Annotated in this window: 11 protein-coding genes; 9 read left to right on the forward strand and 2 right to left on the reverse strand. The window is 68.6% G+C overall.

The features are described 5' to 3' along the window. The first annotated feature begins 200 nt into the window (after positions 1 to 200). From MHN84_RS14825 to MHN84_RS14840, 4 genes are all read left to right on the forward strand, one after another. Positions 201 to 2,582: a CocE/NonD family hydrolase gene (locus MHN84_RS14825; protein ID WP_308192947.1), complete on the forward strand. Its 2,382-nt coding sequence runs from the start codon at positions 201 to 203 to the stop codon at positions 2,580 to 2,582. Between the two features lie 61 nt (positions 2,583 to 2,643). Further along, entirely contained in the window at positions 2,644 to 3,423 is a 780-nt protein-coding gene (locus tag MHN84_RS14830) for a maleylpyruvate isomerase family mycothiol-dependent enzyme (protein WP_241205292.1), read from the forward strand. Next, positions 3,420 to 4,121, forward strand: a complete 702-nt coding sequence (locus MHN84_RS14835; protein ID WP_241205293.1) for a DsbA family protein — start codon at positions 3,420 to 3,422, stop codon at positions 4,119 to 4,121. Before MHN84_RS14830 ends, MHN84_RS14835 begins: the two co-directional genes overlap by 4 nt. Positions 4,122 to 4,151: 30 nt before the next feature. Beyond that, complete coding sequence (locus MHN84_RS14840; RefSeq protein ID WP_241205294.1) at positions 4,152 to 5,537, forward strand: wax ester/triacylglycerol synthase family O-acyltransferase; 1,386 nt, start codon at positions 4,152 to 4,154, stop codon at positions 5,535 to 5,537. A gap of 5 nt (positions 5,538 to 5,542) precedes the next feature. Here MHN84_RS14840 and MHN84_RS14845 read toward each other — a convergent pair whose 3' ends face one another. Continuing rightward, a complete protein-coding gene (locus MHN84_RS14845; protein ID WP_241205295.1) occupies positions 5,543 to 6,454 on the reverse strand; it encodes an MBL fold metallo-hydrolase in 912 nt (303 codons plus the stop codon). A gap of 94 nt (positions 6,455 to 6,548) precedes the next feature. Further along, the gene (locus tag MHN84_RS14850; protein WP_241205296.1) at positions 6,549 to 7,262 is read right to left on the reverse strand and encodes an SDR family NAD(P)-dependent oxidoreductase; all 714 of its coding nucleotides are present in this window, start codon (positions 7,260 to 7,262) and stop codon (positions 6,549 to 6,551) included. A gap of 145 nt (positions 7,263 to 7,407) precedes the next feature. On the opposite strand from MHN84_RS14850, the gene MHN84_RS14855 reads away from it, so the two are divergent. The 5 genes from MHN84_RS14855 to MHN84_RS14875 all read left to right on the forward strand — a co-directional run bounded on the left by MHN84_RS14855 (position 7,408) and on the right by MHN84_RS14875 (position 12,909). Further along, positions 7,408 to 8,091 (forward strand): nitroreductase, encoded by a 684-nt coding sequence (locus tag MHN84_RS14855; protein WP_241205297.1) that lies wholly within the window; start codon positions 7,408 to 7,410, stop codon positions 8,089 to 8,091. 64 nt (positions 8,092 to 8,155) lie between these two features. Beyond that, positions 8,156 to 8,911: an SDR family oxidoreductase gene (locus MHN84_RS14860; protein WP_241205298.1), complete on the forward strand. Its 756-nt coding sequence runs from the start codon at positions 8,156 to 8,158 to the stop codon at positions 8,909 to 8,911. A 58-nt stretch (positions 8,912 to 8,969) separates the two neighbouring features. Next, complete coding sequence (locus MHN84_RS14865; RefSeq protein ID WP_241205299.1) at positions 8,970 to 11,759, forward strand: helix-turn-helix transcriptional regulator; 2,790 nt, start codon at positions 8,970 to 8,972, stop codon at positions 11,757 to 11,759. A 123-nt stretch (positions 11,760 to 11,882) separates the two neighbouring features. Then, positions 11,883 to 12,491, forward strand: a complete 609-nt coding sequence (locus tag MHN84_RS14870) for a sigma-70 family RNA polymerase sigma factor (protein WP_241205300.1) — start codon at positions 11,883 to 11,885, stop codon at positions 12,489 to 12,491. A gap of 7 nt (positions 12,492 to 12,498) precedes the next feature. Further along, positions 12,499 to 12,909, forward strand: coding sequence for a cupin domain-containing protein (locus MHN84_RS14875; protein ID WP_241205301.1), 411 nt, complete (start codon positions 12,499 to 12,501; stop codon positions 12,907 to 12,909). Positions 12,910 to 12,962: the final 53 nt, after the last annotated feature.

The raw sequence follows: 12,962 nt of genomic DNA on the forward strand, positions 1-12,962 counted from the left end.
GACTGTACGGACCGCGACGCCCAGTTCCGGGGACGCGCGCGATATCCGTCGCGCGTTTCGCGAAACGCCACGGGTTCCGTCGCCGGAAACCCGGGATCTGACTCATCGGTAAGAAAGCGGCGAAACGCTCCCACCGCGTGCGGACCGCACGGTAAGACTGACGCATGGGTGCCGGGTCGTGTGTGGGTCGTGTCGGGGGATTGGCAGTAGCGCTCGGGATCGGAGTCGCGGTTCTCGCCGGTGCGGGCGTTGCGGCAGCCGACGACGGTGGCGACTCGTCGGGCACGTCCGGCGGATCGGCCGCCAAAACTTCCCAGACCTCCCAGACGTCGAAGCCGTCCCAGACGTCGAAGTCGTCGCGGAACTCGAAGACGTCGGACGCGTCGCGCCAGAAGCCCACAGTCAACCGCCCTGATGAGTCCACGACCTCAGCGCGCGCCACCGACGACGAGAAGCCGGATGCGGACACCAGGCCCGTCCGCACACGGCACAAGCTCGCCACGTCCATCTCCGAGACGCGAGCCGACAAGGCACGGGCCGACGAGACGCCCGACACCCGGCCGGCAGACACCGTCACCGAACCCGAGGTGGCGCCCGCCGGATCGGCTGTCGCCGATGTGCCTTCGGTGGTGCACAAGCCGTTCTGGGTGAAGAAGCCGGAGCTCGCCCGCGCCGAACCCGAGGTGGCAGAGCCGGCTTCGGACGAGCCGGCCCGCGCGCTGACGCCGCTGCTCGACCGCATCGCCGCCAAGCGCGCCGAGACGGGTGCCGGTGACAACCCGGCGCTGCCCGCACTGGCATCGCTGGTGATGTCGGTGGTGACCGCCGGTCGCGAGGTCACCGACGACACCTCGCCGACCGTCGCCGGCGCGCAGACCACGAGCCAGGTGGCCGACAGCTACTCGATCCCGGAAGGCGTGACGGTCGAAGAGGTTCACCCCCCGCTGTTCTGGCTGCAGCGCATCCCGGTGCTCGGCACGTTCGTCTTTACTCCGATCGTCCGCACGCTGCATGCCCTTCCCCTCGTCGGGGACGCCCTGCAGCCCATCATCGGCTTCCCCCTCAACCGGTTCGACCCGCCCGGGACGCCGCAACCGAAGAGCTACTGGGTCACCTCGTTCGACGGGACCCGAATCTTCGTCAACGTGATGCCGTCGTTGACGTTCGACGAAAACGGCCAAGCACCCACGGTTCTCGACGGCCCCGGCCTCGGCCTGCCGGGGTCGACGTCGCTGGCTCTGCAGAACGACAGCCTGTTGCCGTACGACGTTATCGGCATCGGACGGCTGCGGGAAGCCGGCTACAACGTGGTGACCTGGGATCCGCGCGGCGAGTGGCGGTCCGGCGGCATCATGCATCTGGACTCGCCGGATCTCGAGGGCCGCGACGTCTCCCACATCATCAGCTTCCTGTCGACGCTGCCGTACGTGAAACTGGACACGACCAATGATCCCCGCCTCGGGATGGTCGGCGCGTCCTACGGCGGTGGCATCCAATTGTCGGCAGCCGCAATCGATCACCGTATCGATGCGATCGTGCCCACGATCGCGTGGAACGACCTCGTCGACGTGCTCTTCCCCCGCGGAGCGGTCAACAGCGCATGGGGCACCCTGTTGCCTGCGGTGCTGGTGCTGACGTTGGCCCGCGAACACCCGCGGATCCTGCCCGTCGCCGTCATGGGGGTGCTGTTCGGCAAGGTGCAGCAATCCGACCTCGACCTCGTCGAGAGCTTCGGGTTCGCCGACCAGATCAAAGACATCACCGCGCCGACCCTGCTGATCCAGGGCACCGTGGACACGCTGTTCCCGCTCAGCCAGGCCGACGCCAACGCCAAGGACCTCCTCGCCGCGGGCACCATCACCAAGGTGATCTGGTACTGCGGCGGCCACGGCGCCTGCCTGAGTCAACCCAAGAGGGGCGAGGTGATCCTCGACCGCACGATGGACTGGCTGGACCGCTACGTGATGGGCGACGACACCGTCTCCACGGGGCCCGAATTCGAGTGGACCGACCAGAACGGCGTCTGGTACAGCTCCGACAAGTACCCGGTGGACAACGGCACCCCGATCACCGCGACCGAAGACACCCCGAAGACCATCCCGTTCATCCCGTTCCTCGGCGGCTCCGGACCCGACCCGCGGATCCTCTTCCACGGACCGCTGCAGACACTGCTCGGCATCGCCTCAGCAGGTCCCGCTCTGAACGCAGTCAACCTGAAAGTGCCTCCGGCGCAGGAGCTCACGCACATCGTGGGGGCGCCCGAGCTCACGCTGACCTACTCCGGCACGGGCAACGCCAAGCACGTGTACGCCCAGATCGTCGACGACAAGACCGGACTGGTGCTGGGCACCCAGGCGACACCGATCCCGGTCACCCTCGACGGTGACACGCACGAGGTCACGTTCTCCCTCGAGCAGGTGGCCCACACGTTGCAGCCGGGCGAATCGGTGACCGTGCAGCTGGTCACCTCGACCATCAAGTTCCTGAACTTCTACTCGTGGGGTCGGATCACCGTCGACGGCATGACGATCACGCTGCCGACGCTGGCCACCGAAGCCCAGCCGGAGCCGATCTCGGCCTGAGCCGGCGCACAGGTTCGCGAAAAGCCTTCCCTCGGAGCGCTCGCCCGGCTAGAGAAGAGGGATGCCCTCACGTACCCCCGACGACATCCGCACTGCACTCGAACAGTGCTACACCGCGATGGAGAAGCTCGCGGCCGATCTGAGTGACGCCGACTGGCAGGTCCAGTCGCTGTGTCCGGACTGGACCGTGCGCGGCGTGTTCGACCACGTCGTCAGCGTCGAAGCGGTTCTGGCCGGGTGGCTGCCCGACAGCGTCGACGAGCTTCCGCCGTTCGAGCGGGCGGCGGAGTTCGTCGCCGACCCGTCGCCCTATGCGGAGAAGATGCGTACAGTCGTCGAGCAGCGCCGCCGCGACCTCGCCGCGCTGTCGCCCGAGGACTACGACCGGCCGTCCTGGATGCCCGTCGGCCCGGGCACGTACGGGCGCTTCCTCGCGATCCGCGTCTTCGACATCTGGGTGCACGAACGCGACGTCACCACCGCGCTGGGCCGGTCCACCGACGACGGCGGCATCGCGGCCGAACTGGCGCTCGATCAGGTGGCCAACTCGATCGGCTACATCGTCGGCAAGAAGATCGGCCTGCCCGACGGCACCAGCATCACGTTCGACCTCACCGGCCCGGTCACCCGGACGCTGCACGTCCGCGTCGACGGGAAAGCCACGGCAGTGGACCACCTCGACGACCCCGACGTCGTGGTCACCACCGACTCGACCACCTTCATCCAACTGGCGTCCGGCCGCATCGACCCCCAGACTCAGATCGACGCCGGCCGGATCCACTGGACCGGGGCTGACGAACTCGGTGATCGGGCCGCCCGCAACCTGAGGTTCACGATGTGACGAATCCTGTTGACACGGTGGACTTCCACTTCGACGTGATGTGTCCCTTCGCCTACCAGACGTCGCGGTGGATCCGGGAGGTGCGCGACCTCGCCGGCATCACCGTCAACTGGCGCTTCTTCAGCCTCGAGGAGGTCAACCGCCGAGAGGGCAAGAAGCACCCGTGGGAACGCGAGTGGTCCTACGGCTGGTCGATGATGCGTATCGGGGCGCTGCTGCGGCGACAGTCGATGTCTGCCGTCGACGCCTGGTACGAGCGGGCTGCGCGCGCCCTGCACGTCGAGGGTCACAAGCCCCACGATCCCGCCGTCGCCCGGCACCTCCTCACCGAGCTCGGTTTCGATGCGGGGCTGGTCGACGAGGCCATCGCCGACCCCACGACCAGCGATGAGGTGTTGGCCGACCACCGACGGGTCGTCGACGCCGGCGGCTACGGGGTGCCGACGCTGTTCTTCGCCGACGGGCAGTGCCTGTTCGGGCCGGTGCTGATCGACCCGCCGACGGGGGAGGCTGCGCTTCGGCTCTGGCATGCCGTGGTGGCGTGGACGGAGTTCCCGCACCTCTACGAACTGCAGCGCCCCAAGACGGCTGCCGACCAGGAGGCGATCACCGAGACGTTCCGTCCCTACCTGCAGGCGAGGGACTGGGTGTCGATCAACCGCGGCGAGGTGGTGCAGTTCGACGAGCCCGGCGTTTGACGGGGACACCGCAGCGGGTACCTCGAACCGGTGGAACGCCTGGGGGGTCTCGACGCGGGCCTGCTGTACAGCGAATCGGCCGCGGTGCCGCTCAATGTGTCGTCGGTGGTGCTCGTCGACACGTCGACGGTGCCGGGCGGGTTCACTTACGAGAGGTTTCGTCGCGACATCGGCGACCGCATCCGGGCGCTGCCCGAATTGCGCGCCAAACTCGGCGACAGTCAGTTCAACCTGGACCATCCAGTGTGGGTGCAGGACAAAGACTTTGACCTCGACCGCCACCTGAACCGGATCGCGCTTCCGTCACCCGGCGGGCGGGAAGAGCTGGCGCAGGTGTGCGGGCACATCGCCTCCATTCCGCTTGATCGCAGCAAGCCGCTGTGGGAGATGTGGATCATCGAGGGTCTCGACGGGGCCGCGCTCGACGCCGGTGGGCCGCTGGCACTCATGATCAAGGTGCATCATGCCGCGGTCGACGGCGTGTCGGCGGCGAACCTGTTGGAGACGCTGTGCGATCTGGAACCGGATGCGCCGCCGCCTGCCCCGGTCGAGGGGCCGGGAGACGCGCCGGCGTGGGCGGTCGCGGCCGACGGGTTCGTCCACTTCATGACCCGGCCGTGGCAGTTGACGCGAGTGATTCCCGAGACCGCGGCGATGGTGGCCAAGACCGTCAACCGGGCCGTGTCGGGCAACGCGATGGCGGCACCGTTCACCGCGCCGAGGACCCGCTTCAACGCCGAGGTCACCTCGGAACGCTCGATCGCGTTGGTGCAGCTCGACCTGAGCGACGTCAAGAAGGTCAAGAACCACTACGACGTGAAGGTCAACGACGTGGTGATGGCGTTGTGCGCGGGGGCGCTGCGCGGATATCTGGCCGACCGCGACGAGTTGCCGGCCAAACCGCTGATCGCGGTCGTGCCTGCATCGGTTCACGGCCAATCGGACCGGCCCGGCCGCAACCAGCTCTCGGGGATGTTCTGCAACCTGCACACCGACGTCGCCGACTCGCTGGAGCGCCTCGAGACGATCGCCGCATCGAACAGGCGGGCCAAGGAGCACAGCGGCTCCTTGGGTCCGACTCTGCTGGTGGATCTGGCGCAGCTGCTGTCGCGCAACATGTACGGCTGGATGCTGGCGATGCTGTCGCGTACCCCGCTGACCCGCACCGCCATTCACAACGTGGTGATCTCCAACGTCGCCGGCCCGCCGGCGACGTTGTACAGCTGCGGCGCCGAGGTCACCGCGCTCTACCCGCTGGGGCCCATCTTCCACGGCTCCGGGCTCAACATCACCGTGATGTCGGTCGGCGACCGACTCAACGTGGGCATCATCTCCTGCCCCCAGCTCGTGGATGACCTGTGGGACCTGGCTGACCGTTTCGACGTCGAACTGGGTGAGCTGCTGCGCGGCTGCTGAGCGGATCAGTAGTCCCACACCGTCGGCACCGCGCGAAAAGCGTCGTCCGTCGCGGCGACTCGGCACAGTGACGGGAACGGTAGGTGAGTGGCGACGAGGGACTCGCCGGTCGCGGCGAGTTCCCGCAACAGCTCGAGGCGCACGCGTGCGGCCTCGTCGGGGTCGTGTTCGAAACCGTTGTGCCACTCGGGATTGCCGAACCCGGGGGCGAACACCGCGTCCCCGGCGAACGTCAGCCGCGCACCGCCCGACTCCAGTCGCACGATGCTGTGTCCCGGTGTGTGACCCCCCGTGCGGCTGACCACGACGCCGGGTGCCACCTCGGCGTGCTGCTCGAATGTGCGCAGCCGGCCGTGGTACTCGGTGAGGAACCGGGTGGCCGTCGAGCGCAACACCTCCGGCACCGGTTCGGGCATGTCGGTGCGGGAGAAGTCGGGTGCTTCCCAGAACTCGGCTTCGGCGGCTGCGGTGTGGACGCGCAGATTCGGTCGGAGGCGCTCGCGCAGGCCGTCACTGAGCAGGCCGCCGACGTGGTCCATGTGGAGATGGGTGAGGACGACGTCCGTGATGGTCGCCGGATCGATGCCGGCGTCGTGCAGCCGGTGGGCAGTCTGACCGGCCCGAGGGAAGCCGGGGAATTCCAGTCCGAGGCCCGAGTCGACGAGGATCGTCTGGTCGCCGCTGCGGACGACGACCACGTTGAGCGGCCAGTCGAGCACGTCCGGGGGCAGGAACATGTCCTGCAGCCATCCGCCCAACGCGGCCGGTTCGGCATTCGTGCCGAGCGTCCGCGCGGTGATCGGTAGGACGCCGTCGCTGATGATCACCACCTCGATGTCGCCGACCTGCACCGCGTAGCGCGACGGCACCAGCTCGCTCCCGGCCGATGTGGTGCCTTCCACGTGATCGATGGTCATGCTCGCTCCCTCGTGTTCGATTGCGGCGTCGAGTACGCCTCTGCGACCAGGAACGCGGCGCAGCTCCGCGACTCATCCTGGGAGTAAATGTTTTTCATGTCGCCGATCCGCCGCCATCCACACGCAGGATCGCGCCTGTGATGAAACTGGCCCGGTCGGAGGCGAGGAACAGCACGGCCTGGGCGATCTCCTCGGGCCGACCGGTACGGCCGAGCGGCAGCGCGCGACCCAGTTCCTCGTTGACCTCGCCCCACTCGGCGGCGACACCCTCGGTGCGGGTGGGTCCGGGCGCGACGGCGTTGACGCGTACACCGAAGCGGCCGAATTCGACCGCCCAGGTGCGGGTGAGCGATTCCACGGCTGCCTTGGTCGCGCTGTAGGTCGAGGCGGCGGGCACCCCTTTCGCGGCCACCATCGACGAGATGTTGACGATGCTGCCGTGCCCGCGCTGCACCATGCCGTCCACCACGCCGGCGGTCATAAAGTACAGCCCCCGGATGTTGACATCGAGCGTGCGCTCGAAGGACGCCACGTCCTGCTCCAGCGTCAGCGCACCGGGAAACGCCGCGGCGTTGTTGATCAGGACATCGACGTCGCCGGCGCCGGCCACCTCGCTCACCGCGGTCAGGTCTGCCATGTCGGCGGACACGAAGCGGATGTTGGGATGCGCTGCGGCCGAACGGCTTCGGTCGACGTCGCGGCCGGTGACAATGACCTCCGCTCCGGCATCGGCCAGTGATCGCGCGCAGGCCAGACCGATCCCGGCTGTACCTCCTGTGACGAGAGCTCTTCTCCCGGACATCTCCATGGACGACTCCTTTCTCGGGGACGACACCGATGAACGGGGCGGGGCCGTGAGATTCATCCCATGCGGTCGAGCGTGCGCGGGGATGAACCGGTGGAGGCTCCACCGTTCCTGGCGCCGACTCATTCATTCGGACAGGAGGTTTTCGATGGACGTCTACGAGGCGGTGATGACGCGGCGGGCAGTGCGCGGTTTCACCGCGCGACCGGTGCCGCCCGACATCGTGGATCGGGTGCTCACCGCGGCGGCCTGGGCGCCGTCGGGATCGAACCTGCAGCCCTGGCGCATCTACGTGGTGCGAGGACCGGAGCTGACGGCACTCAAAGAGCGTGCGGTGGCACGTGTGGCGGCTGGCGACCCCTGGGATACTCCGCAGTTCGAGATGTATCCGGCGCCGACGCCCGCACCGTATGCGGAGCGGCGCAGCGATTTCGGTCGTCGGCGATACAGCGCGCTGGGGATCGACCGCGACGACTGGGAGGCACGCCGGCGAAGTGCGATCGGCAACTGGTCGTGCTTCGGCGCACCCCTTGCGATGTTCTGCTACATCGACCGCCGGATGGGGCCGCCGCAGTGGGCGGATGTCGGCATGTATCTGCAGACCGTGATGCTGCTCCTTCGCGCCGAGGGCTTGAGCAGCTGCCCTCAGATGGCATGGTCGATGACGCACACCACAGTCGGCGAGACGGTCCATCCTGACGACGATCTAATTCTCTTCTGCGGACTCAGCGTGGGATATGCCGACCCGTCGGTCCACGACGTGCGCACCCGACGAGCTCCCCTTGCCGACACCGTCTCGTTCGTCCGTGACATGAGTGCGGCCCGGGGATGAATCGCGACGCCGTCGCTCGTTCTCCCCGCTGACAGAGCGCTGACCATCACAGAAAGGCCCTTTCATGAACATCGTCGTCATCGGCGGAACCGGTCGCATCGGGTCGTCCGTTGTGGGGCTGCTCACCGATCGAGGTCACCACGTCGTCGCCGCGGCACCCTCGACCGGTGTCGACACCTACACCGGCGCCGGACTCGCGGATGTCCTCACAGGCGCCGATGTGGTTGTCGACGTGTCGAATTCGCCGGTACTCGACGACAGCGCCATCGACTTCTTCCGGGTCGCCACCGGAAATCTGTTGGCTGCGGAGGCCGACGCCGGGGTGGGCTATCACGTCGCGCTGTCGGTCGTCGGCACCGACAGGCTCGCGCCGCAGAGCGGCTACTTCGAGGGCAAGCTGGAACAGGAACGCATGATCGCCGCCGGACCGGTTCCCTACACGATCGTCCACGCCACGCAGTTCTTCGAGTTCGTTGCGACACTGGCGGATTCGGCGACGATCGACGGTGAGGTGCGGCTGCCGCCCGCTTACTTTCAGCCGATGGCCGCCGCCGACGTCGCGACCGGTGTCGCTGATGCCGCGACGGGGGCGCCTGCGAACGGGGTGATCGAGATCGCCGGCCCGGTCGCCGTGCTGCTCCCGGACCTGGTCGGGGTCGCGCTGACCGCTCGCGGTGACACCCGCCCCGTCGTCGCGGACTCCGCGGCGCGGTACTGGGGTGTCGCGCTCGAGGAACGCACCCTGTGCCCCGGTGCCGGTGCGCGGACGTTCGACACCCGATTCGAGGACTGGATTCTGCGGTCCGCGATCACGCACTGACGGCCTGACGGTAAGGTCGGTCAGCGCCACCATCTTCCATCACACGCGGCGGAGTTCAATGTCGGGTCGGGACGTGTCTCTACACGGTCGCGGACTCGAATGCGCCGAGCTGGACCGCGTTCTCGCGTCGGTCCGCGGCGGCGCCTGCGAGGTCCTGGTCCTGCGCGGTGAAGCCGGCGCGGGCAAGTCGGCGCTCCTCGGTCATCTGACGTCGGCTGCCACGGGCTTTCGCGTACTGACCGTCGCGGGCGTGCAGGCCGACATCGAACTCGCCTTCGCCGGACTCCACCAGCTCTGCGCGCCGCTGCTGGAGCAGTCCCGCGGTGTGCCCGAACCGCAGCGTCGTGCACTCGACGTGGCGTTCGGTCGCGATGTCGGCGACACCCCCGACCGGTTCCTGGTGGGGCTGGCGGTCTTGAGTCTGCTGTCGACCGCGGCGGCGGATCAACCGCTGCTGATCGTGGTGGACGACGCGCAGTGGCTCGACAAGGTGTCGCTGCAGACGCTGGCCTTCGTCGCCCGCCGGCTGCTGGCCGAGCGGATCGCTCTGGTGTTCGCGGTTCGCGAGCCGACCGCACCGCTGGCGGGACTACCGGAAATGGTCGTCGCCGGACTCTCCGACGCAGCCGCGCGGGACCTGCTGGACTCGGTGATGCCGGGCGGTATCGATCCGCGAGTTCGCGACAGGGTGGTGGCCGAAACCCGGGGACTGCCGCTGGCGATTCTCGAAGTGCCGCACAGCATGTCGGCTGCCGAACTGTCGGGTGGCTTCTGGATTGCCGGCAAACGCTCGTCACCGGCGGCCGTCGAGCAGACCTACGTCCGGCGTATCCGTGCGCTTCCTGCCGCGACCAGGCAATTGCTCCTGCTTGCGGCGGCCGAACCGGTCGGCGACTCTGCGTTGTTCCTGCGCGCTGCCGCACGCCTGGGTGTCGCGATCTCCGAGCTCGGCCCGGCGGAGGGCGAAGGCCTGATCGAGTTCGGTCCCCGGATGCGGTTCGCCCATCCGTTGATGCGGTCGGCGGCCTACCGCGCTGCCGACCTCGCCGACCGCAGAGTCGTCCACGACGCGTTGGCTGAATCCACCGACACCGCAATCGATCCCGATCGGCGCGCCTGGCACCGAGCACAGGCCGCCGCCGGCCCCGATGACGAGGTGGCCGCCGACCTCGAAAAGTCGGCGGCGCGGGCCCGGTCCCGCGGCGGTATCGCCGCTGCGGCAGCCTTTCTCGAGCGCGCGACGGTGTTGACGGCCGACCCGGTCCTGCGAGCGGAGCGGGCGCTGACCGCCGCGGTGGCCAAGCGCGACGCCGCGGACACCGCGGCTGCCTACGATCTGCTCGCCATCGCCGAATCCCAAGGCACGTCGGAGGTGCAGGCCGCCACCGCCACCCGGCTGAGAGCGCAGATGCAGTTCGTACGCAGCCGCACCGGCGACCCGGGGGCACCCCGGGTGGCCGAGACCGCTCCCTTGCTGCTCGAGACGGGCCGCCGACTGACCCGACTCGATGACTACGGCGCCCGGGAGTGCTTTCTGGAAGCTGTTGCAGCGCTGATCTATGCGGGCCGACTCGCCGAACCTGCGGCTCTGGACCAGGCCGGTGCCCTCGCGCTCGAGGCGACAGCGGACCCGTCGACCGCACAGCGACCCGTCGACCTGCTGCTGCGAGGCATCGCCGAGCGACTCACCGGAGGGCCGGGGACCGGGACGGTGACGCTTCGGGACGCGCTGACCGCCATGTGCGATCAGGTGGAATCGGACGAGTCCTCGGTGGCGCGGTGGCTGAGCGTCCCGGCGTTCCCCGTCCTGCAGGAGTCCGCGGCACACGAGCTCTGGGACGAGGACCTGGTGCGACGGCTGGCGGAGGCGGCGGCGCGATACACCCGCTCTGCCGGATCGCTGGCCGCGATGCCCCGCGCCCTGACGTTCCGGGCCGGGGTGCACGTGGTCAACGGGGACTTCACCGCCGCCGACCATCTGCTGTCCGAGGCGGCGTCGATCATGGCGGCCACCGGTGCCAAGGGATCGGTGCGCTACCACTCGTTGCTGCTGGCCGCGTGGCGTGGCGACGCCGCCACCGCCGAGAATCTGCTGACCGGGGCCGTGTACGACGCTCAGGTGCGGGGCGAAGGTCGCCTTCTCGGCTTGACCGCCTACGCCCGGGCTGTGCTGTTCAACGGCCTCGGGCGCTACGAGGAGGCTCTGGCCGCCGCGCGCGACGGCTGCCGTTACGACGATCTGGGTTTCCGGGGCTGGTCGCTGTACGAGTTGATCGAGGCGGCCAGCCACGCCGGTGACCGCGCGGCCGCGGAAGAGGCGTTCGAGCTCTTCGCGCGCAGTGCCGGGGCATGCGATACCGACTGGGCCGCCGGCGCGCTGTGCAGCGCCCGCGCGATGTTGACCGACGACCCCTCCGCGGAGGACCACTACCGGCGCAGCGTCGAGCACCTGTCCCGCACCTCGATCGTCGTGCACTTGGCCCGGGCCCGGCTCGCGTACGGCGAGTGGTTGCGGCGCGCCAACCGGCGCAACGATGCCCGAGAGCAGCTGTCCGCAGCGCATCGCGCCTTCGACGCGATGGGCGCGCAGGGTTTCGCCGAGCGGGCGCGCCGGGAGCTCGCCGTGGCAGGGGAGAAGGTACGCCGACCGCAACCCACGAGTACACCGGCTCTCACCGCGCAAGAGACCCAGATCGCCAAGCTCGCCGCCGAGGGGTTGACCAATCCTGAGATCGGCGCGCAGTTGTTCCTCAGCAGTCACACCGTCGAGTGGCATCTGCGGAAGGTGTTCGCCAAGCTCGGCATCACGTCGCGCCGCCAGCTGCGCTCGTTGCCGATGTTGCGCTGACCTGCGCCCACCACGTGGTTCCACCGCGAGACCACGGAGTCTCTGGGGCTCGGAATCGGTATCTGCCGACGAAGGTGGAGTCAGGCCCCGGCCGGGGCGATCGATCTCCGAGGAGCGTCCATCATGACCATTGCCGCCATCGTTCCGACCGCGAGACCCGACACAGATGAAGCCGCCCGGTTCGCCCGCGACATCAGCCCTCACCTGGAGGTGTTGGAGCGCGGCGCCCGTCGGCGCACGCTGTGCCGAGCCGACGCCGAAGATCTGGTGCAGGACACGCTGATGCGTGCCTTCATCGGTTTCCACACGTTCGAGCCAGGGACGAACGTCCGGGCGTGGCTGTTTCGCATCATGTACAACCAGTGGGTCACCACGTACCGCGCCAAACAGGCACGGGCGCAAGAAGTGTCGGTCGGCACAGGAGCCGATCACGATCTGTCGGCGGAGATCCAGACGCGCCACGCCGCAACGACATCGGCGGAGGACGTTTACCTCGACACCGTTCCCGCCGCAGACGTCCGAGCGGCTCTGGCGACACTGCCCGAGGGCTTCGCCGACGTTCTGTACTACGCCGACATCGAGGGCTACACCTACGCGGAAACCGCCGCCCTTCTCGACGTTCCCATGGGCACCGTGATGTCGCGGATCCACCGCGCCCGGCGCCGCCTTCGCCTCGCCCTGGCCGCCGCAACGCAGCGCGAGGCGCTCGACACCGATCGCATGAGTGCCTGAGGCGGTGATGAGCGACCACTACGACAACGGCTGGGAAGACGCGCTGACGGTGCTGCAGGACGTGACGCCGCCCGTCATCCGCGACGGTGTCCACGCGATGACCGTGCTCGTCGACTACCCCGCGGGTAGTGCCGGTGCCCCGCCGCACCGGCATCCCGGCGGGCCGGCCTTCGGGTACGTGCTCGACGGGGAAATGGTGTTCGAACTCGAGGGCCAGGCACCCCGCATCGTGCGGGCGGGGGAGGCGTTCTGGGAACCCGGTGGTGACGTCATTCACTATTCGGACGCCAACCACCGGACCGATGCGCGGCTGCGTTTCCTGGTCACGATGCTGTGCGCGCCCGATACGCCGATGCTCGTTCTCGTCGAGGAGGACGAATTGCGGGCGCGCAGGCATCTGCGCGTAACCGCTCACTGACACCGCCGGATGCTCACCCGGTAGGTTTTCTTTTCGGTGGAGGGGTCACACGA

Source organism: Mycobacterium sp. PSTR-4-N (genome assembly GCF_022348085.1).
Classification (GTDB): domain Bacteria; phylum Actinomycetota; class Actinomycetes; order Mycobacteriales; family Mycobacteriaceae; genus Mycobacterium.

Bases quoted from the DNA above. Each gene is read 5' to 3' on its own strand.
- MHN84_RS14860 (WP_241205298.1), top strand. From the start codon at position 8,156: ATGAACATCGTCGTCATCGGCGGAACCGGTCGCATCGGGTCGTCCGTT.
- MHN84_RS14855 (WP_241205297.1), top strand. From the start codon at position 7,408: ATGGACGTCTACGAGGCGGTGATGACGCGGCGGGCAGTGCGCGGTTTC.
- MHN84_RS14845 (WP_241205295.1), bottom strand. From the start codon at position 6,454: ATGACCATCGATCACGTGGAAGGCACCACATCGGCCGGGAGCGAGCTG.
- MHN84_RS14850 (WP_241205296.1), bottom strand. From the start codon at position 7,262: ATGGAGATGTCCGGGAGAAGAGCTCTCGTCACAGGAGGTACAGCCGGG.
- MHN84_RS14875 (WP_241205301.1), top strand. From the start codon at position 12,499: ATGAGCGACCACTACGACAACGGCTGGGAAGACGCGCTGACGGTGCTG.
- MHN84_RS14830 (WP_241205292.1), top strand. From the start codon at position 2,644: ATGCCCTCACGTACCCCCGACGACATCCGCACTGCACTCGAACAGTGC.
- MHN84_RS14870 (WP_241205300.1), top strand. From the start codon at position 11,883: ATGACCATTGCCGCCATCGTTCCGACCGCGAGACCCGACACAGATGAA.
- MHN84_RS14865 (WP_241205299.1), top strand. From the start codon at position 8,970: ATGTCGGGTCGGGACGTGTCTCTACACGGTCGCGGACTCGAATGCGCC.